The sequence below is a fragment of the Streptomyces sp. SID10853 genome, from assembly GCF_010548145.1.
GTDB lineage: Bacteria > Actinomycetota > Actinomycetes > Streptomycetales > Streptomycetaceae > Streptomyces.
Genome location: NZ_JAAGLN010000002.1, coordinates 53916 through 72502, shown reverse-complemented (window position 1 = coordinate 72502; position 18587 = coordinate 53916). Strand labels below are relative to the sequence as shown.

Below are 18587 nucleotides of genomic sequence, written 5' to 3'. Positions count from 1 at the left end.
GACAGGGGGACGCCACACTGCGGCAGTTGTGCCCTCTGAGCCGTAATGTACGAGCGCTCTTGCTGGAATGTTGCGTTGCGGGTGGGGCAATACCTGTGACCGCGAAGCGAGAGTTGAATATGCCGCGCGGACAGTGTGTTTACCGCAGCGAACCGAATGGATTTGTTAATCGTACGCAGGCCGCTACCGCATGCTACTGTCAATCCTAGTTGCAGTCGTGGTTCCCAAGAGCTTCAACGCTTTCGTCGGTCTTTTGAGCCGCGGGAAGCGTTTTATATCTCCGGTTATTCTTCGGGCGGGGCATCATCTCGGCGACCCGGTATCCGTGATTGCGGGTCCCGGCGTACTGCCCCACAAGGAGATATGACATGGCGTCCGGCACTGTGAAGTGGTTCAACGCGGCCAAGGGTTTTGGGTTCATCGAGCAGGATGGTGGCGGCGACGACGTGTTCGCCCACTTTTCGAACATCGCTGCCCAAGGCTTCCGTGAGCTGATCGAAGGCCAGAAGGTGACCTTCGACATCGCGGCGGGCCAGAAGGGCCCCACGGCCGAGAACATCGTTCCCGTCTGACGTCGACGCGCACTTCGTAGCTGGGGCCCGCATCCTTCGGGGTGCGGGCCCCAGCTACGGGCATTTCCCGAGGCTTCGTCTGCGGGGCAAAGGCGCCCGCGAATTCCTACTCGAAAAAGCGGGCCTCCCTGTAACCGCACCCGTAGACGTCCCGCATTTTCTGCCAGCTTGAGACGTCACCCTTGTATCGCCTGCACTCGCGTCGGATTCGCCGCAGGTCAGATCCTATTTCGCATTTCGTTCGGTCCGTTCTTGTAATTCCCCGCGCTGTTGTTCTGCTGCGAGAATTCCTTGATACGCGCCGTGTCAAGGAAGGTTCCAATGAACCCCGCACGTACGAACAACCGCTCCTCCCGCCGTCGTACCGGCGGCCCCACCGTTGGCTCCGATACCGGTTCGCACCGGAGCGGCCGCTCCGGCTCGCCCGCCCCGCGGCGTTCCGCAGGGCCGAGCCGCCAGGGCGGCCATGGGCGGCGGCCCTCGGCGGCCTCGGGAGAATTCGCTCTGCCGAAGACGATCACTCCTGCGCTGCCCGCCGTCGAGGCGTTCGCCGATCTGGACATGCCCGAGCGGCTGCTGGCATCGCTCACCGCGCAAGGCATGCGAGTCCCGTTCCCGATCCAGGGCGCGACCCTGCCCAACACCCTCGCGGGCCGCGACGTGCTCGGTCGAGGGCGCACCGGATCGGGCAAGACCCTCGCCTTTGGCCTGGCCCTGCTGGCCCGCACCGCCGGACAGCGTGCCGAACCCTGCCAGCCGCTGGCCCTGGTCCTTGTGCCGACGCGTGAGCTGGCACAGCAGGTGACCGACGCACTCACTCCCTACGCCCGTTCGGTCAGGCTGCGTCTGGCCACGGTGGTCGGCGGAATGCCGATCGGCAGGCAGGTCAGCGCACTGCGCCGTGGTGCCGAAGTCGTCGTCGCGACGCCGGGGCGTCTCAAGGACCTCATCGACCGGGGGGACTGCCGGCTGAACCAGGTCGCGATCACCGTCCTGGACGAGGCCGATCAGATGGCCGACATGGGCTTCATGCCCCAGGTCACCGCGCTCCTGGACCAGGTACGCCCGGAGGGCCAGCGCATGCTGTTCTCCGCCACCCTCGACCGCAACGTCGACCTCCTGGTCCGCCGCTACCTCACTGACCCCGTGGTCCACTCCGTCGACCCGTCCGCAGGCGCGGTTACCACGATGGAGCACCACGTCCTGCACGTCCACGGCGCCGACAAGCACCGCACGACCACGGAGATCGCCGCGCGCGAAGGCCGGGTGATCATGTTCCTGGACACCAAGCACGCCGTCGACCGGCTCACCCAGGACCTGCTCAACAGCGGAGTGCGGGCCGCTGCCCTGCACGGCGGGAAGTCGCAGCCGCAGCGCACCCGGACCCTGTCCCAGTTCAAGACCGGGCACGTCACCGTGCTCGTCGCGACGAACGTCGCGGCACGCGGGATCCACGTCGACAACCTCGACCTCGTCGTCAACGTCGACCCGCCGACCGATCACAAGGACTACCTCCACCGGGGCGGCCGTACCGCGCGGGCCGGCGAGTCCGGCAGTGTCGTCACCCTGGTCACCCCCCACCAGCGCCGCGACGTGACCCGGCTCATGGCAGCCGCAGGCATCGTTCCCCAGACCACCCCGGTCCGCTCCGGGGAAGAGGCACTCAGCCGGATCACCGGCGCCCAGACACCCTCGGGCATTCCCGTGACGATCACCGCGCCGGTGGCCGCACGGCGTGAGCGCACCCGCAGCACGGCCTCTCGCGGTCGTCGCAGCCCCGTATCAGCTGCCCGGCGTGTCACCGCGCGTCAGTCCTCCTTCGACGCGGCGGCCTAGAGCCCTTGATCGCCGAAGCCAAGCACGCAGTGGGCGGCCGCCGGCTCGCTGCCCTGCCGGTTGTCGACGGGCAGGGAAGCGAGCAGGGCGTCCTCGTCCTCGCTCGCTGAACCGCCTCACCGCGGCAGAACCATCCCCTTCTTCTCCCTGTGAGGCATCATGCGCTGTGTCATCGCCCGGTTCCCGTTCGACCTCACCAAAAGCGGCGTTCTGGAATCCCTGAAGGGCGTCAAGCCCGAACAGGTCATCGGCGAGTCCGTGATCATCGGCCGCCGCACCTACCCGATCAAGCAGGTCGGGCAGGTCATCACACGCCAGGACCGTCGCGATTTCAGCGCCGGTGAAATCATCCGGGCCATGACCCAGCTCGGCTTCACCTGCCCCGGCCCCTCCCACACCGCCGCGCCCAGGCACGCGCCCAGCCCGTTCCAGCAGGCTTCCGCGGCGCTCGGCGCCCCTGCCGCCGTCTGACCGAGGGGCAGGCGCGAGCCGCCACCAGAACAACAGTGAGGGCCCGACCAGCAGGCACCGGTCGGGCCCTCACCACATACCGAGGGGCTGTCAGCGCACATACCGAGGGGCTTGTCAGGGCGCAGCGGTGGATGCACGTCGGAGCAGCTGAAGGTGCCGCTATCTGCACGACACAACAGCAGGTCGAGGCGGTGAAAGGCGGGAGGACGACCGGGGCCGCCACCCCCCACAGGAGAGGCCCCGGTCGCCGTCTGCGGGAGCCGCAGAACGGCCCCGTACCTCTCTCAGCGCCGGGCGTGCGTTTTCTGTCACACCGCGCAGAGTCAGCGCGTTGTCGCAGGTGGTACAAGACATGGACGTGGGCCGGGCACAGGCCGTAGCGTGACGGATTGCGCACAGCAGCGCGGCAGTGGCGACCAGGCCGCACGGCGGGGGAGCCGTGCAGCAGGACAGGTTGAGGAAGTGCTGGGGGACGACGCGGAGCTGACCACCGCGGTGCTCGCGGCGCAGGACGGGGACGAGGACGCCTTCCGGACTGTGTACCGCGCGGTGCACCCGCGACTGCTCGGGTATGTACGGACGTTGGTCGGCGATCCGGACGCGGAGGACGTCACGTCCGAGGCGTGGCTGCAGATAGCCCGTGACCTCCAGCGGTTCAGCGGCGATGCCGACCGGTTCCGCGGCTGGGCGGCCCGGATAGCCCGTAACCGTGCGCTCGACCACATACGGATGCGCGGCAGGCGTCCCGCGGGCGGCGGTGACGAGTCCGAACTGGCCGCCGAGCCGGGCGACTCGGACACCGCGGGCGAAGCCATCGAAGCGCTGGCCACCGGACGCACGATGCGGCTCATCGCCCAGCTCCCGCAGGACCAGGCCGAAGCGGTGGTGCTGCGGGTCGTCGTGGGGCTCGACGCGAAGAGTGCCGCCAGGACGCTCGGCAAGCGGCCCGGCGCCGTACGGACCGCCGCGCACCGCGGCCTGAAGAGACTCGCCGAACTGCTCGGCCCCGACGCGGGCCCGCACGGACTCGACGCCGTCCCGTCGCAGCGCTCCCCACGCGAGGGAACGAAATCCGCGGTCGGTGTGACGCATTCGCGCCCGTGGACGCAGAAGGACATGTGATGGCCGACGAGCGGTGCGAATGGCTTGACAAGGACACAGCGGAGCGGTTGCTGAGCGGTGGGCCTGTCGGTGCCGTCGACGATCACGCGAGGGCGCAGGCCGCACGGCTGCACGCCGCACTGAACGGGGCGGCCGGGTCGGCCGCCCGGCCCGAAATCGACGAACTCCCCGGCGAGAAAGCGGCCGTGGAGGCGTTCCGGCTGGCCAGGGAAGGCGCCGCGGATCCGCAGCCCGCACCGGTGGGCCGTACACCGTGGACGGCGTCCGCCGCCGGACGCTGGGGCCGGCCGGTGCGGTTCAGTATCGCCGCCGTGGTGGCGGGCTGTGCGCTGAGCGGGGTGGCGGTCGCCGCCGGGGCGGGCATGCTGCCTTCGCCCTTCGGCCGCAGCGAACCGATGCCTGCCTCGTCGGTCTCGTCCGCCGCGACTCCGCGCCCGCTGCTCTCCGAAACCCCCTCCGGCACTGCCACCAGCGCCTCCCCGGGGCCGGACAGTGCCACGCCCTCCGGTGAAACCCCGGGACCCGAGGAGCGCAGCCCCCGGCCCTCGCCGCCCGCCGGTGAGGCAGGCGGCGACGTCAGCGACCGGGGGCTGGGCGACCGGGGCGCGGACCCGACAGCGGGCACCGGCCGCGCGTCCGGCACCGGGAGCCAGAGCCGGCCGACCCCGTCCGACGGCGGTCAGCACTCGGGCGACGAGGTGCTCCGCAAGGTGGTCGCCGCCTGCCGTGACTACCGGGCGGGCCGGGTCGAGGGCGAGCGCAGACGGAGCCTGGAGGCGAAGGCGGGCGGCGCGAGGAACATCGAGAAGTTCTGCGGCCGGGTGCTGGGCAGCGGTGGCTCCGGCGGCCACCGCATCTCGTTCACCCCCTCGGCCCCGCTCGCCCCGGCCGCCCCTGCGACGTCCCCCACACCGACACCCTCACCTTCCCTGTCGGCCAGTGCCTCACCGTCGCCGTCGGCGACGCTCGACTTCCCCGCGTCGCCCTCCCCCAGCGTGTAGAGACCGTTCGAGGCCGGATCGAGGCAGGGATTTCGCCCCCCGCCCACGCCTCGCCCCTGCCCTGCCCATGCCCCCGCCTTTCCCGCTCGCCTTCCCGCTTGCTCTTCTCGCTCGCTGGGCGCTCGCGGCGGGCCGGACGACGATTTCGTTCGGTGAGACGGGGGCGCTCGGGGAGGAGCGCCTCGCTCTTCGGAGTCTGAGCACCGAAGCACCGGCGGAAGGACCGGCCAGGGCAGGCCGTGCCCGGGTGCGGCGCACTCAGGGAAGCGGCGGGGCCGGGTCACCGGACCGAGGCCGGCCCTCGGGCGTGATGCTCTCCGCGGGTGTGACGCTTTCCGCGGTGTGACACTTTCCGGGGGCCCGGCGCAGTAGAGAGTGAGCCGACTGGTCATCGGCCGCGCGTGAGCCGGGGTTCCCCCCGTACCTTCGGCTCCGCGCAATCGGCGCGGGTGGGTTTCGTTCCCCCGGACCCACCCGCGCCCCCTTACCTCCCCGGTGGGGGAGCACCTCTCCGGTGAGCCCCGGGTCTCATCCTCCGTAGACGACGACCTTGTCGCCGGTCCGCGCCTGGTCGAAGAGCGCGGCGATCTTCGCCTTGTCCCGCACGTTGACGCAGCCGTGCGACGCCCCGTCGTAGCCGCGGGCCGCGAAGTCCGACGAGTAGTGCACCGCCTGGCCCCCGCTGAAGAACATCGCGTACGGCATGGCCGTGTGGTAGATCGTCGACACATGGTGGCGGCTCTTGAAGTCGATGTGGAAGGTGCCTTCGCGGGTCGGTGTGTACTGCGAGCCGAACCGCACATCCATCGTCGAGAGCACCTTGCCGTCCCTGACCCAGCGCAGCGTGCGGCTCGTCTTGCTGATGCAGAGCACCCGGCCGGTGAGGCAGCGCGGGTCGAGCTTGTCCGTGGAGTGGCCGCCCGCCGTGCCGTTCAGCTCGTCGCTGGTCGGGGTCTTCGTCATGGCGAGCAGCCGCTGCCAGGTGACGGTGTCCGTCGTGCCGGTGCGGGCCAGCCCTCGCTTGCCCTGGAACCCCTTGACGGCGGCGACGGTCACCGGGCCGTACGTCCCGGTGGGCGTGGCGCCGAACCAGGCGATCTGCCGCAGCCTGGCCTGGAGTTCACGTACCCGCTTGCCGGTGGCGCCGCTCGCCAGCAGGGTCCGGCCGGGCGCCGGTGCCGAGGTCTTCGGCCCGGTGGGGTCGGCGGGCTTCTCCGTGGGGGAGGGGGCGCCGGGCGGGGTGGCCCGGTGCGCGGGCCCCGGGGTGGCACCGCTGTCCTGCCCGCCGGCCGTGGCGTGGTGGCTCGCCCCGCCGCCCGGCTTCGCGTCGTCCGCCGCGGTCCGCCCGGTGGTCTGCACCGAACAGCCCGCTGCCACGGCGACCGCGGTGGCGGCGACGAGCGCTCTGCACATCAGGATCTTCCGCATGTGTCCCCCTTGTTCCTCTCGTGTTCCTCTCGGTCCGGCGTACTTCCGCCGCCTCGCCCCGGGTGATTCCCCGTCCGGGCGCTACGGAAGCCTTGGCCTCCCGGGCCGGTCCGGGGCTGCCACCGGTGCCGATTCCGGGGCGGCTGGGGTCCGATCCGGTCGGGCCCCGGGCCGGTCCCGGGGGCGCTGAGGTGGGGTGGTGAGGGTCACGCCGGGACTGTCGTACCCGCGTGCGAGACTCGATCCATGCTCGGTGTCACGGATCTCCCGACCTACCTCGCCGGCCTCGCGCTGATCATTCTGCTGCCGGGCCCCAACTCGCTGTATGTGCTCTCGGTTGCCGCCCGGCGCGGCGTGCGCACCGGATATACGGCGGCCGCCGGGGTGTTCTGCGGGGACACCGTGCTGATGACACTGTCCGCCGCGGGGGTCGCCTCGCTGCTCCAGGCGAACCCGCTGCTGTTCGGCCTGGTGAAGTACGCGGGCGCCGGGTATCTCACGTATCTGGCGTTCGGCATGGTCCGCACGGCCCGCGCGCTCTGGCGCGACAGGAGTGACCGGAGTGACCGGAGTGACCGGGCCGCGGACTCGGGCGGGACCCCAGGGACGGCCGGGGCCACCGAGGCGGCGGCCGGGACCAACGGGGCAGCCCGGGCCGCCCGTACCGCCGACGAGCAGTCGTCCGCGCCGGAGCGTCCCTACCGCAGGGCCCTGGTGGTCAGCCTGTTCAACCCGAAGGCGATCCTCTTCTTCATCTCCTTCTTCGTGCAGTTCGTCGACCCGCACTACGCCTACCCGGCGCTCTCCTTCGTGGTGCTCGGCGGGCTGGCACAGCTGGCGAGCTTCCTCTACCTCACCCTGCTGATATTCGGCGGCACCCGCCTCGCCGCCGCCTTCCGCCGCCGCAGGCGTCTCTCGGCCGGGGTGACTTCGGCGGCGGGCGCGCTCTTCCTGGGCTTCGCGGTGAAGCTCTCGCTCAGCAGCGTGTGAGGTAGCCGGCCAGCCCGGTGGCGTCGTCTCCCGCCCAGCCGATGTACCCGTCGGGCCGGACGAGGAACAGCCCCTTGCCGTACGCCTCACAGGCATCGAGCCGGTGGATGTGCACCACGGCGGCGTCCAGCGGTGGCAGTTCCGCGTCGGTGCCCACCGCGAGGAGGGTGAAGTGCGGGCCGCGGAAGGCGTCGAAGAGCCGCCCGCCGTCCAGCGGTCCGTCGGGTGCGCGGTCGCCCGACTCCAGTGCGCCCGCGGCCCCCTCGGAGAGCGGCCCGCCGCGGTAGCCGATGCCCAGCTGCTGGGTGGCGGCGCCGCGCCGCTGCTCGCCGCGGTGGACCCGGGTGGAAAGGCCCAGCATCTCGGCCGCGTTGGGCCGCCGTTCCTCCTCGTACGAGTCGAGCAGCGCCGCGGGAGCCCCGCCCCGCAGCACCCGGCCGAGTTTCCACCCCAGGTTGTACGCGTCCTGGATGCTGGTGTTGAGGCCCTGGCCGCCGGCCGGTGAGTGGACATGGGCGGCGTCGCCCGCCAGGAAGATGCGGCCCTCGCGGAACCGGTCGGCGAGGGCGGCGCGCGGACGGAAGTCCGAGGCCCAGCGCACCTCGGTGACATCGGCCGCGTCCAGATGGGTACGGGCGGCGATCAGGTCGCGTACGCCGTCGGACGAGAGGTCGGGGCGTGCTCCGTCCGGGAAGCGCGCGGCCAGCTGGAAGTCCTCGGTGCCGGGCAGTGGGCAGAGCACCAGGAACCCGGCGTCGACGGGGAAGACATGCCAGTTCAGCCGGTCAAGGGCCGGGATCCGCACATCGGCGACCAGCATCGACGATGGGTCGACGGGCTCCCCGGTCATGGCGATGGAGAGCGCGGCACGAACCGTGCTGCGGCCGCCGTCGGCCGCGACCGCGTAGGCCGCGCGGACGGTGGCACCGGTGGAGAGCGTCGCGGTGACCCCGAACGCGTCCTGCGCGACGGACGTCAGGGCGCTGCCGAAGGAGACCTCGCCGCCCAGCCCGGTCAGCCGCTCGTAAAGGATCTCCTGGGTGCGCCACTGCGGCAGAATGCGCGGCGTTCCCGCGTACGGCGCTGCCGACGTCGGCTCCACCGGGTCGAACATGTGGTGCTCGCCCTGCCGCTCGCCGTCCTTCCAGATCATCTGCACCGGGGCGGGCCCGCTCGAAGCCAGCACATCGCCAATCACGCCGAGGTCGTCGAAGACTTCGAGCGTACGGGGCTGAAGGCCCTTGCCCCGGGAGCCGGGAAAGAGCCGGTCGGCCTTCTCGGCCACGGTCGTACGCACTCCGCGCCTGGCCAGATCCACGGCCAGCGCGAGCCCGGTGGGGCCCGCGCCGACGATCAGCACATCCGTTTCCTTAACGCTGTTAAGTTCCATGGTTCCGAGCGTGCCCTTAACGCTGTTAAATTGTCAAGGTGGGAACTACGAAGATCGACCGGGCGCGCGTCGCCGAGACCGCGCTGCGACTGCTGAACGAGGTCGGGTTCGACGGGCTGTCGCTGCGCGCCATCGCCAGGGAGCTGGACGTCAAAGCCCCCGCTCTCTACTGGCACTTCAAGGACAAGCAGTCCCTGCTGGACGAGATGGCGACGCTGATGTACCGGCGGATGATCGCCGACGATCTGCCGGAGAAGGACCGTGAACGGAGCGGTGGAAGCTGGCAGGACGGGCTGATCGTCTACCACCGCGCGCTGCGCGCCATGCTGCTGCGCCACCGTGACGGCGCCAGGGTCTACAGCGGCGCCCGGTTCACCGGCACCGACCACGCGGAGTCGCTGGAGCGGCAGCTGGGTGAGATGACCTCACTGGGGTTCGGCCTGGCACAGGCGGTCCAGGCCGGCACCACGGCGTACTCGTTCACGGTGGGCTTCGTCATCGAGGAGCAGGGAGTCCAGCCGATGCCGGACGAGCGCCGCGAGGGGTACGGGATCGAGGAGCGCGCCCAGCGGCTGGCCGACTATCCGCTCACGGCGGCGGCCGGCCGGGAGATCTTCACCGACTACGACCGGCGCTTCGAGGAAGGGCTGCGGCTGATCGTCGCCGGGATCGAAGCGGCCTACCTGCCGCGCGACGCGTGACGGGCCCGGCCGGCGGACCCCCTCCTGGGGCTGTGCGTGACTGGCCCTGGCTCGCCATCCGTGCCCCGCGACCCTCGACCCGTCATCCGTGATCCGTCAGCGGCCCGCGGGCGGAGCCGGAGTGACCTCTCGGGGCAGCATCTTTCTGGACAGGGCGCGGCGCAGCAGTGGCGTCAGTCTGTTCTCGACGTAGCGGTTGAGCAGCCAGGCCAGCCCCAGCATCAACGCGACGGTCAGGACGAGCGTCCCGTACGAGGGGATGCCCAGCTTCCGGTGGAGTACGGCCACCACCACCCAGCCCAGGTGCTCATGCACCAGGTAGAAGGGGTACGTCAGCGCCCCGGCGACCGTCAGCCAGCGCCAGTCGGCCCAGCGGAAGAAGCCGAGTGCCACGGCGCCGACGAGCACGAACCCCAGCGTGATCACGGCGACGATCACCGAGGTGTGCCGGTAGGAGAAGAACGCCGGATCGGCCCGGTGCCACAGCCCGGCGACCGCGTAGTGCTGGCCGATCGCCCAGCTCACGCCGGTCACGCCCCAGGCGATGACGTCACGGCGGTCGCGGTGCAGCAGATAGAGGCCGATCCCGCCGATGAAGAACGGCGCGTACTCCGGCATCAGCACCATGTTCAGCATCGGCTGGTGCACCGCGTCGGTGATCACGGCGGCCAGGGTCCACACCCCGCAGAACACCAGCACGCGCTGCCGGTTGGCGCCCGGCAGCACCACACAGAGGGCGAAGAGCGCGTAGAAGCGCAGCTCCGCCCAGAGGGTCCAGCACACCCCGAGCACCCGTTCGGTGCCGACCGGCTGCTGGAGCATGGTGAGGTTGACCAGCGCGTCGCTGGGCGAGACCGTCCGGTACGCGACCCAGGGCAGCGCGAACGTCGCCGTGACGATGACGATCGCCGCCCAGTACGCCGGGTAGAGGCGGGAGACGCGGGAGGCGAAGAAGGAACGCAGCGGCCGTCCCCAGCCGCTCATGCAGATCACGAACCCGCTGATGACGAAGAAGATCTGCACACCGAGGCAGCCGTAGGCGAACCACTCGGAGAGCGTCGGGAACTGGTGGCGGGGTGAGCCGCCCCAGCCCTTGCTGATGTCGCCGTCCCGGCCGCCGTAGTGGTACGCGGCGACCATCAGGGCGGCGACCAGCCGCAGACCGTCGAGGGCACGCAGTCGCCCGCCCGCGCGCACGGGCTTTCCGGGTCCCGTGCGCGCGGGGGATATCGGCAGCGGAGCGTCGCCGGGATCCGACCCGGGCCCGGAACCGGGTCCGGAACCGGAGCCGGACCCGGATCCAGTCCCGGTCCCGGGGGAGCCCCCGGATCCCTGGTCCCTGGCCTGGTCCGGCGCTGACGCCGGCGCTGACGCCGACGCCGAGGCCGACGCCGACGCCGCTGCCGACGCCGACGCCGACGCCGCTGCCGGTGCGGAGACAGCAGCGGGAAGCGGCACGGAGGCCGGGGTCGTGGTCATCCCAGGGCAACTCTCTTGAGGGAGCGGGCCCGCCTGGCCACCCGTCGTACCGTCGCGTTGCGCGGGATGAAGGCGAGCTGAGCGGGCATCGCGCCCGGCAGGCCCAGCACGGTCAGCCGGCGGCGTTTGAAGTAGCGCCAGGTGTGGGCGTCCAGACGGCGGGTCAGATACGCCTCGGCCGCCGGGCGCAGATCGGGCCGCAGCTGCGGCTGCATCGCGAAGCCGACAGCGGCGACGAGCCCCGGCAGATCATCGGCGGGCGCGGCCCCGGCGTCCTCCAGATCGGGCAGCAGCGCGTCGACGATCGTCACCGGGACCCGGTTGCTGTTCTGGTACGGGGAGAGCCGGCCGAGCAGCAGCTCCGTGCCGGTGCGGGCGACGGGGATCCCGTAGTAGGCGCTCGCCGTCAGCAGCGCGGTGGAGAAACAGCCGACCACCAGCGCAGGGCGCACCCGTTCGTACAGGGTCTCGGCGAGCAACGGCTCCTCGATCACGGTCAGTTCGGCGCCGAGCTGCTCCGCCTCCCGTTCCAGCAGCCGCGACCAGCGCGCCGGGGCCGTCGGGTGCGGCTTGAACACGACGGTGCGGTGGCCGAGGGCGACGGCCCCGCGCAGCATCCGCACATGGAGGTCCTCCTCCTGTTGCGGGGTGAGGATCTCCAGGGCCGAGAGGTACTGACCCAGCAACAGCGCCGGAGGCTCCGCGCACTCGGGCAGGCCCGTCGCGTCGAGGGCCACCTCGGCCAGGACCTTGCGGAAGGCCGCGTCCGGCACGATCTCCGGCTCGACCCCGAACTCGGCCAGCAGCAGGGGCTTCAGCCCCGGCACCAGATCCAGATGGAGCAGCCGCCGGATCCGGGTGCCGATCAGCGGGTCGATCTTGTTGCGGGTCGGCCCGTACGACATCAGGCCGTCCGCGTACACCGTGACCGGCGCGTCCTGGAAGAGCAGGGCGAGCGCCTGCGCCGGGTTGACCTGCACGGACTCGACGGCCAGCTCGATCCGGTCGTCACCGAGGTCCCAGAGCAGTCTCAACTGCCGTTCCCACAGCGGGATGTCGTCGGTGCGCGGCGACCAGCCGCCCGGGTGCAGCGGGGCGATGGTCTCGTTCCACGAGAGCACCCCGTCGAACCGGTCCCGCAGCCGTTCGAAGCCGGGCATCGCGTCCAGCGCGGGGGTGGTCTCCGGGATCGCCGCGTTGTTGCTGACCAGCAGCAGGCGCCGGTCGGCGGCGCCGAAGCAGCCGCTGTCGATCGCGGCGGCGAGCGTGGCGGCCCCGTACAGCGTGGAGGCGTAGAAGATCTGCGTCGTACGGACAGGGGCCGTAGCGGCGGGCGGTGTCACGCTGCGGCCTCCGTCGTCAGCGGGGCCGGGCGGCGGCGCAACCGCCGCAGCCGTGAGGCGCGCGGGGTGTCCATCGAGTCGAGCGCGTCGCTCAGCAGATCCTGCGGCATCCGTTTCAGGGCGGCCGCGCTGAGCGTCCGCAATTTACGTGCCACGGCTGGTTCGAACCTTTCGATGGAGCCCAAGTGGTGCGAAATAATGGCGCAATAGGTGCGCACGGCCTTGGGAAGAAGGAGATCGGCTTCCGGGTCTTTCGATGTGTCGTCGATTACCTGGTCGAAAGCGCGGATGAAATCGAGCTGGCGGACATCGCCGATCTGAGTGAGGGACGAGGCGACACCGCGCCGGTAGAAAACACCGAGCAGCCCGAGAACGGCGAATGACTCCGCCTCCCTGTGCAGCCGCCAGATCCACGGGCGGTCCTCGGCGGTGCGCAGCCCGTGGGTGAAGTGCAGCAGCCCGCGGTCCAGCAGCCTGCGGTGGTACATACCGGCCCAGGCGTACGCGTAGTCGACCGGGGTGGAGCGGTCGGCGGGCAGAATCACCTCGCGCGGGCGGGTCACCTCGCCCCGCCTGCCGTACGGGACCCGGTGGACCGTCCGGGTGCTGCCCGTGCACTGCACATGGTCGGTGCGGACGAAGTCGCAGCCCAGCGCCTCAGCGCCGGCGAGCAGCCGCTCGTAGTGGCCGGGGGCGAGCCAGTCGTCGCCGTCCAGGAAGGTGATGTATTCGCCGTTGGCCGCGTCGAGGCCGGTGTTGCGGGCGGTGGCGAGTCCTCCGTTCTCCCGGTGTCTCAGCAGGACGGCCCCCGGAAGCTCGCGTTCCGCACGTTCGAGGATCTCCGGGGTCCCGTCCGTCGAACAGTCGTCGACGAGCAGGAACTCGAAGTCGTCGCGTGCATTCGCGCGCAGGCTTCGGAGGGTGTCGGGGGCGTAGGTCTGCACGTTGAAGAACGGCACGATGACGGAGAGCTTAACCACCTGCGTGACGCTAAGAGGCCCCCCGGCATTCGCCCTGAAGCCCGGTGGGATGACAGGTGAACTGAATATGGCGGAACAGTGAACCGGCCCGCCCCGCTCGCCGTTTCTCTCGCTGTCGGCCCGCTGTTAACCCTTTGTTGCGGCTGAGTTGGGCCGCCGAACCGAATGCCTTTCTACCTTCGTCGGTGTGCAAGCAAGTACAAGCGATGTTCTCCGCGTTGCCGTGATCGCCGATTCCGACACCCGTTGGAAATGGGGCGCGCTCACCGCACGCCGCCTCTCCGTGGGCGACACACGGCTCAGCGGCTTTCTGCTGCGCGGCCGGGCCACGCCCACGCCGCGCCAGCTCGCCGAGGTCGGGGCCGGTGTGGACACGGCCGATGTACGGGAGGTGACGGGGGCCGAATTCCTCCGGGCCGTCGAGGACGACGGCTATGACGTGGTCGTCCTCGCGCTCGTCGGCGGCGCCGTCCAGGCCATGCTGCACGGCCTCGCCGCGCTCACCACCCCCGCGGTCACCACCTCCGCGGTCACCACCTCCGCGGTCACCACCTCCGCGGTCACCACCCCCGCGCTCGCCACTCCCGCGCTCGCCACCTCCGCAGTCTCCACCCCCGCGCGGCGGCCCGTCGTCGTGACCGGCTACGTCGGTGTCGTCTACGAGAAGCTGGCCGACGGCCTGCTGCTGCGGCACGGCGCCGACGTGGTGCTCGCCAACTCGCCGCACGACGCGGCACGGTTCCGCGCGGTGTACGAGGGAGTGGGCGCCGACGCGTCCGCGGTGACCTGCACCGCGCTGCCCTTCCTCGGCGGGGCGCCGTACGCAGGGGACACGCTGAGGACCGTCGTCTTCGCGGCCCAGCCCTCGGTGCCCGCCTCCCGCGCGGACCGTACCTATCTGCTGCGCCGGCTGGCCGAGCACGCCCGGCTGCACCCGGACCGCGAGGTGCTGCTCAAGCTGCGCTCCCAGCCGGGTGAGCACACCACACACATCGAGGAGCTGCCCTACCAGAAGCTGGCGGAGAAGCTGCCCGGCGGGCTGCCCGCCAACTTCCGCCTGGTGTACGGGCACATGGGCGAGGTACTGGACCGCACGGACCTGCTGGTGACGGTCTCGTCGACCGCGGCTCTCGAATCCCTGCACCGGCGCATCCCCACGGCTGTCCTCACCGACCTCGGCATCCGCGAGGCGCTCGGCAACCACCACTTCCTCGGCTCCGGCTGCCTCGCCTCCTGGGACCAGCTGGACTCCGGCACGAGCCCGGAGGCCGACCCCGGGTGGCTGGCCGACCAGGGGGTGGCCGCCGGGCCGGAAACGCCTGGCGGCGTAGCCCCCGGCAGGGAAACCACTGGCGGGGAAACCACTGGCAGGGAAGTTCCTGCCGGGGGAGCCCCTGCCCGGGAAGTCCCTGCCGAGGGAGCCCCCGATGGGGGAGTGTCCGATGGGCGAGTCCCCGATGGGCGAGTCCCCGATGGGCGAGTCCCCGATGGGGGAGCCCCCGATGGGGAAGCGCCCCGCGCCGGAGCCCCGTACGACACCGCCTTCGACGCCGCACGCGAGCGGGTCGCCCGGCTGCTCCTTGACCCCGGACTCCCGCCGATCCAGCCCTACTACACCCTCGCCACCGCGCCCGGATACCTCCCCGGCATCCTCGCCCGCTACCGGCTGGACGCCGCCCCCGACACCGGGACCGGCGGCGTACGGCGAGTGGTGCGCGACGCCGTACGGGACGCGGCGCGCGGGGCGTACCGCCACGGCGTCCAGCGCGTGGCCCCCGTCATCCGCCGCATGGGAGAACTGTGATGCCCACCGAAGCCACCGACCCGGCCGAACTGCCCCCGCCGGCCCCGTCCGTACAGCCCGCGGTACCGGCCGCACCCGCCAGGTCCCCCCGGGTCCTGGCCGTGATCCCGGCGCGTGGCGGGTCCAAGGGCGTACCGGCCAAGAACCTCGAAGCGGTCGGCGGTGTACCGCTCGTGGCCCGTGCCGTACGGGCCTGCCGGGGCGCCCGCCGCGTCACCGACATCGCCGTGTCGACGGACGACGAGCGGATCGCGACGGCGGCCCGCGAGGCCGGCGCCGATGTCGTGCTGCGCCCCGCCGAGATCGCCGGTGACACGGCGACCAGCGAGGCCGCCGTGCTGCACGCGCTGGACGCGTACCGGGGAACGGACGTCGTGCTGCTCGTGCAGTGCACCAGCCCCTTCCTCACCAGCGAGGAGATCGACGGCGTGGCGGCCGCGGTCACCGACGGCGGCGCGGACACCGCGCTGACCGTGGCGCCCACGCACGGCTTCGTCTGGCGCGAGGAACACCGCGAGGAACACCGCGCCGACGGGAGCGGCACGGACACGGCCGGCACGGGCCACGCCGGCACGGACAAAGCCGGCACGGACAAAGCCGGCACGGACAAAGCCGGCACGGAAACGGTCGGCACGGAAACGGTCGGTGTCAACCACGACAAGGCGTTCCGCCCCCGCCGTCAGGACCGCCCGCAGGACTTCCTGGAGACCGGCGCGGCCTACGCGATGGACGCCGCGGGGTTCCGTACCGCCCGGCACCGGTTCTTCGGCGAGACCGCGCTGGTCCGCACCGACCCGGCCCGGGTGCTGGAGATCGACGACCCGCACGACCTGGCGCGCGCCCGCGCCCTCGCGCCGCTGCTCGACGTCCGTACGCTGCCGGGCCGTGACGACATCGACGCCGTCGTCCTGGACTTCGACGGCACCCAGACCGACGACCGGGTGCTCATCGACGCGGACGGCCGCGAGACCGTCGCCGTCCACCGCGGCGACGGCCTCGGTATCGCGGCGCTCCGTGACACCACGGACCTCAAGCTCCTGATCCTCTCCACCGAACAGAACCCGGTCGTCGCGGCGCGCGCCCGCAAGCTGCGGGTGCCCGTGCTGCACGGCATCGACCGCAAGGACCTCGCACTCAAGCAGTGGTGCGATGAACAGGGTGTCGCGCCCGAGCGCGTGCTCTACGTCGGCAACGACGTGAACGACCTGCCGTGCTTCGGCCTCGTCGGGTGGCCCGTCGCGGTCGCCCAGGCCCACGACGCCGTACGCGGCGCCGCACGCGCGGTCACCACCACCCCCGGCGGCGAAGGAGCGATCCGCGAGATCGCCGCCTGGCTCCTGGGCCCCACCCTCAACAAGTAAGGAACCCCCTCATGAGCACCACCCGCCTCCGTACCCTCGGCGCCAAGACCGCGGGCCCCGGCAACCCCGTCTACATCACGGGCGAGATCGGCATCAACCACAACGGCGAGCTCGACAACGCCCTCGCCCTGATCGACATCGCCGCCGAAGCCGGCTGCGACGCGGTCAAGTTCCAGAAGCGCACGCCGGAGATCTGCACCCCGCGCGACCAGTGGGACATCGAGCGCGACACCCCGTGGGGCCGGATGACGTACATCGACTACCGGCACCGCGTCGAGTTCGGCGAGGCCGAGTACCGCGCGATCAGCGAGCACTGCGCCGAGCGCGGCATCGACTGGTTCGCATCGCCGTGGGACACCGAGGCCGTCGCGTTCCTGGAGAAGTTCGACGTACCGGCGCACAAGGTCGCCTCCGCCTCGCTCACCGACGACGAGCTGCTGCGCGCGCTGCGGGCCACCGGCCGTACGGTGATCCTCTCCACCGGCATGTCGACCCCGAAGCAGATCAGGCACGCGGTCGAGGTGCTCGGCAGCGACAACATCCTGCTCTGCCACGCCACTTCGACGTACCCGGCGAAGGCAGAGGAGCTGAACCTCCGGGTCATCAACACGCTCCAGGGCGAGTACCCGAACGTCCCGATCGGCTACAGCGGCCACGAGACCGGCCTCCAGACCACCCTCGCGGCGGTCGCGCTCGGCGCGGCCTTCGTCGAGCGCCACATCACCCTGGACCGCGCCATGTGGGGCTCCGACCAGGCGGCGTCTGTCGAGCCGCAGGGACTGCAGCGGCTGGTGCGTGACATCCGCACCATCGAGGCGTCGCTCGGCGACGGCGTCAAGAAGGTCTACGAGTCGGAGCTGGCCCCGATGAAGAAGCTGCGCCGGGTCGCGGGCGTCGTCGCCGAGGGCGCGGACCGCGAGCCCGCGTCGGTCTGAGACCGGCCGCCCAGGCCGGAGAAGCCGACCAGGAGAACCGGAACCGGCTCCTGAGACCGGCCCTGAGAACCGGGACCCGGCCTGAGACCGGCCCCCGAGCCCGGAGACCCGAGACCGGAGAACCGCCACTGTGAAGAGCGCCCCCGCCACGCTCGCCTTCGTGGAGAGCCCCGTCCAGCTGCTCAACCTGCTGGAGTGGGCCCACACGACGACCAGGGACCTGACCGTGGTCGTCCTCTCACCGCTCGACCCCATGTCCAGGGGCCAGCTCCGCCGGATGGCCGAACTGGCCCGGGGCGAGGGGATCACGGTGCGCTGGGAGGAGGCGCGTGGCGGAGTGGCGGCGCCGTTCCAGACCATCGGCGGGCTGGCACCCCTGCTGCGCGGGGCGGGCCGGATCGTCATCGGTGACCCGTTCTCGCGGTACGTGCAGCTCCTCCTCGCCCTGACCGGTGCCCGGGACCTGACGGTGGTGGACGACGGCACGGCCACCATGGAGTTCATCGCCCAACTCGCCGCGGGGGAGCCCCTGGTCCGCTGGCACAGACGCGGCCGCCGCGGCCCCCGCGACCTGCTGTTCGCCCCGATGGCGTCGGCGGCCCGCCGCCGCCTCACCCCGTCCGGCCGGCGCGCGGTCGAGGTCTTCAGCTCGATGCCGGTGGCGGAGGCACCGCCCGGTCTGACGCTCACGGCCAACGACTTCGCCTGGACGCGCTCCCGCTTCGGCCCGCCGAGAATCACCCGCACATCGGACCTGGTGGGCACCTCGCTCGTGGAGACCGGGGTGGTGGACGAGGACCGCTACCTCGCGGCGGTGACGGGGCTTGCCCGTACGCACCAGGTGACGCGGTACTTCGCCCACCGGCGCGAATCCACCGAGAAGCTGCACCGGCTGCACGCGGAGACGGGCCTGGAGATCGTCCGCCCCGACCTCCCGCTGGAACTGATCGCCCGCCGCGGCCCGATCGGCCGCACGATCGTGAGCTTCCCGTCCACGGTGGTCCACACCCTCCCGCTCGCCCTGGCAGGCACGGAGGTCCGCGTGGCGGTCTGCGACATCGACCCCGCGTGGCTCACGGACACGGCGTCCCCCAGGGCGCAGGGATTCCTGGCGGGGGTGACGGGGACGGCACGCGACGTACAGCGGCTGGCACCGGGGGTGTGAGCTTTCTGT

General features: G+C 71.5%; 16 protein-coding genes. 11 read left to right on the top strand and 5 right to left on the bottom strand.

The window, feature by feature from the left end; genetic code table 11:
• Positions 1-368: 368 nt before the first annotated feature.
• From G3I19_RS01270 to G3I19_RS01250, 5 genes are all read left to right on the top strand, one after another.
• Positions 369-572: a cold-shock protein gene (locus tag G3I19_RS01270; protein ID WP_164258489.1), complete on the top strand. Its 204-nt coding sequence runs from the start codon at positions 369-371 to the stop codon at positions 570-572.
• 321 nt (positions 573-893) lie between these two features.
• The gene (locus tag G3I19_RS01265) at positions 894-2408 is read left to right on the top strand and encodes a DEAD/DEAH box helicase (RefSeq protein WP_164258487.1); all 1515 of its coding nucleotides are present in this window, start codon (positions 894-896) and stop codon (positions 2406-2408) included.
• A 159-nt stretch (positions 2409-2567) separates the two neighbouring features.
• Positions 2568-2879, top strand: a complete 312-nt coding sequence (locus G3I19_RS01260; RefSeq protein ID WP_164258485.1) for an SCO5918 family protein — start codon at positions 2568-2570, stop codon at positions 2877-2879.
• A 462-nt stretch (positions 2880-3341) separates the two neighbouring features.
• The gene (locus G3I19_RS01255; RefSeq protein ID WP_164258483.1) at positions 3342-4001 is read left to right on the top strand and encodes an RNA polymerase sigma factor; all 660 of its coding nucleotides are present in this window, start codon (positions 3342-3344) and stop codon (positions 3999-4001) included.
• Positions 4001-5002 (top strand): hypothetical protein, encoded by a 1002-nt coding sequence (locus G3I19_RS01250; protein ID WP_164258481.1) that lies wholly within the window; start codon positions 4001-4003, stop codon positions 5000-5002. Before G3I19_RS01255 ends, G3I19_RS01250 begins: the two co-directional genes overlap by 1 nt.
• A gap of 528 nt (positions 5003-5530) precedes the next feature.
• On the opposite strand, the gene G3I19_RS01245 is transcribed toward G3I19_RS01250, so the two are convergent.
• Positions 5531-6430, bottom strand: coding sequence for a L,D-transpeptidase family protein (locus G3I19_RS01245; protein WP_239073882.1), 900 nt, complete (start codon positions 6428-6430; stop codon positions 5531-5533).
• Positions 6431-6676: 246 nt separating this feature from the next.
• Between G3I19_RS01245 and leuE the strand changes: the two genes are divergently transcribed.
• On the top strand, positions 6677-7420 hold the full coding sequence (gene leuE, locus G3I19_RS01240) for a leucine efflux protein LeuE (protein ID WP_164258479.1): 744 nt from the start codon (positions 6677-6679) through the stop codon (positions 7418-7420).
• On the opposite strand, the gene G3I19_RS01235 is transcribed toward leuE, so the two are convergent.
• Positions 7407-8810 (bottom strand): FAD-dependent oxidoreductase, encoded by a 1404-nt coding sequence (locus G3I19_RS01235; protein ID WP_164258477.1) that lies wholly within the window; start codon positions 8808-8810, stop codon positions 7407-7409. The two genes, leuE and G3I19_RS01235, sit on opposite strands and share 14 nt — an antisense overlap.
• Before the next feature lie 38 nt (positions 8811-8848).
• On the opposite strand from G3I19_RS01235, the gene G3I19_RS01230 reads away from it, so the two are divergent.
• Positions 8849-9511 carry a TetR/AcrR family transcriptional regulator gene (locus tag G3I19_RS01230; RefSeq protein ID WP_164258475.1) on the top strand — a complete coding sequence of 221 codons (663 nt, stop codon included), beginning with the start codon at positions 8849-8851 and terminating at the stop codon, positions 9509-9511.
• A gap of 96 nt (positions 9512-9607) precedes the next feature.
• On the opposite strand, the gene G3I19_RS01225 is transcribed toward G3I19_RS01230, so the two are convergent.
• The 3 genes from G3I19_RS01225 to G3I19_RS01215 all read right to left on the bottom strand — a co-directional run bounded on the left by G3I19_RS01225 (position 9608) and on the right by G3I19_RS01215 (position 13313).
• Positions 9608-10651: an acyltransferase gene (locus G3I19_RS01225; protein ID WP_239073892.1), complete on the bottom strand. Its 1044-nt coding sequence runs from the start codon at positions 10649-10651 to the stop codon at positions 9608-9610.
• A 335-nt stretch (positions 10652-10986) separates the two neighbouring features.
• On the bottom strand, positions 10987-12333 hold the full coding sequence (locus G3I19_RS01220) for an alpha-2,8-polysialyltransferase family protein (protein ID WP_164258471.1): 1347 nt from the start codon (positions 12331-12333) through the stop codon (positions 10987-10989).
• Positions 12330-13313: a glycosyltransferase family 2 protein gene (locus tag G3I19_RS01215; RefSeq protein ID WP_164258469.1), complete on the bottom strand. Its 984-nt coding sequence runs from the start codon at positions 13311-13313 to the stop codon at positions 12330-12332. The genes G3I19_RS01220 and G3I19_RS01215 overlap by 4 nt, the downstream gene beginning before the upstream one ends.
• Positions 13314-13536: 223 nt before the next feature.
• Here G3I19_RS01215 and G3I19_RS01210 point away from each other — a divergent pair, with 223 nt between their 5' ends.
• From G3I19_RS01210 to G3I19_RS01195, 4 genes are all read left to right on the top strand, one after another.
• A complete protein-coding gene (locus G3I19_RS01210) occupies positions 13537-15117 on the top strand; it encodes a DUF6716 putative glycosyltransferase (protein WP_164258603.1) in 1581 nt (526 codons plus the stop codon).
• The gene (locus G3I19_RS01205) at positions 15117-16478 is read left to right on the top strand and encodes an acylneuraminate cytidylyltransferase (protein WP_164258467.1); all 1362 of its coding nucleotides are present in this window, start codon (positions 15117-15119) and stop codon (positions 16476-16478) included. The genes G3I19_RS01210 and G3I19_RS01205 overlap by 1 nt, the downstream gene beginning before the upstream one ends.
• 11 nt (positions 16479-16489) lie before the next feature.
• Positions 16490-17413: an N-acetylneuraminate synthase family protein gene (locus G3I19_RS01200; protein ID WP_164258465.1), complete on the top strand. Its 924-nt coding sequence runs from the start codon at positions 16490-16492 to the stop codon at positions 17411-17413.
• Positions 17414-17543: 130 nt separating this feature from the next.
• The gene (locus G3I19_RS01195; RefSeq protein ID WP_164258463.1) at positions 17544-18578 is read left to right on the top strand and encodes a hypothetical protein; all 1035 of its coding nucleotides are present in this window, start codon (positions 17544-17546) and stop codon (positions 18576-18578) included.
• Positions 18579-18587: the final 9 nt, after the last annotated feature.

Bases quoted from the DNA above. Each gene is read 5' to 3' on its own strand.
- G3I19_RS01225 (WP_239073892.1), bottom strand. From the start codon at position 10,651: ATGGTCGCCGCGTACCACTACGGCGGCCGGGACGGCGACATCAGCAAG.
- G3I19_RS01260 (WP_164258485.1), top strand. From the start codon at position 2,568: ATGCGCTGTGTCATCGCCCGGTTCCCGTTCGACCTCACCAAAAGCGGC.
- G3I19_RS01205 (WP_164258467.1), top strand. From the start codon at position 15,117: ATGCCCACCGAAGCCACCGACCCGGCCGAACTGCCCCCGCCGGCCCCG.
- G3I19_RS01200 (WP_164258465.1), top strand. From the start codon at position 16,490: ATGAGCACCACCCGCCTCCGTACCCTCGGCGCCAAGACCGCGGGCCCC.
- G3I19_RS01245 (WP_239073882.1), bottom strand. From the start codon at position 6,430: ATGCGGAAGATCCTGATGTGCAGAGCGCTCGTCGCCGCCACCGCGGTC.
- leuE (WP_164258479.1), top strand. From the start codon at position 6,677: ATGCTCGGTGTCACGGATCTCCCGACCTACCTCGCCGGCCTCGCGCTG.
- G3I19_RS01265 (WP_164258487.1), top strand. From the start codon at position 894: ATGAACCCCGCACGTACGAACAACCGCTCCTCCCGCCGTCGTACCGGC.
- G3I19_RS01235 (WP_164258477.1), bottom strand. From the start codon at position 8,810: ATGGAACTTAACAGCGTTAAGGAAACGGATGTGCTGATCGTCGGCGCG.
- G3I19_RS01270 (WP_164258489.1), top strand. From the start codon at position 369: ATGGCGTCCGGCACTGTGAAGTGGTTCAACGCGGCCAAGGGTTTTGGG.
- G3I19_RS01250 (WP_164258481.1), top strand. From the start codon at position 4,001: ATGGCCGACGAGCGGTGCGAATGGCTTGACAAGGACACAGCGGAGCGG.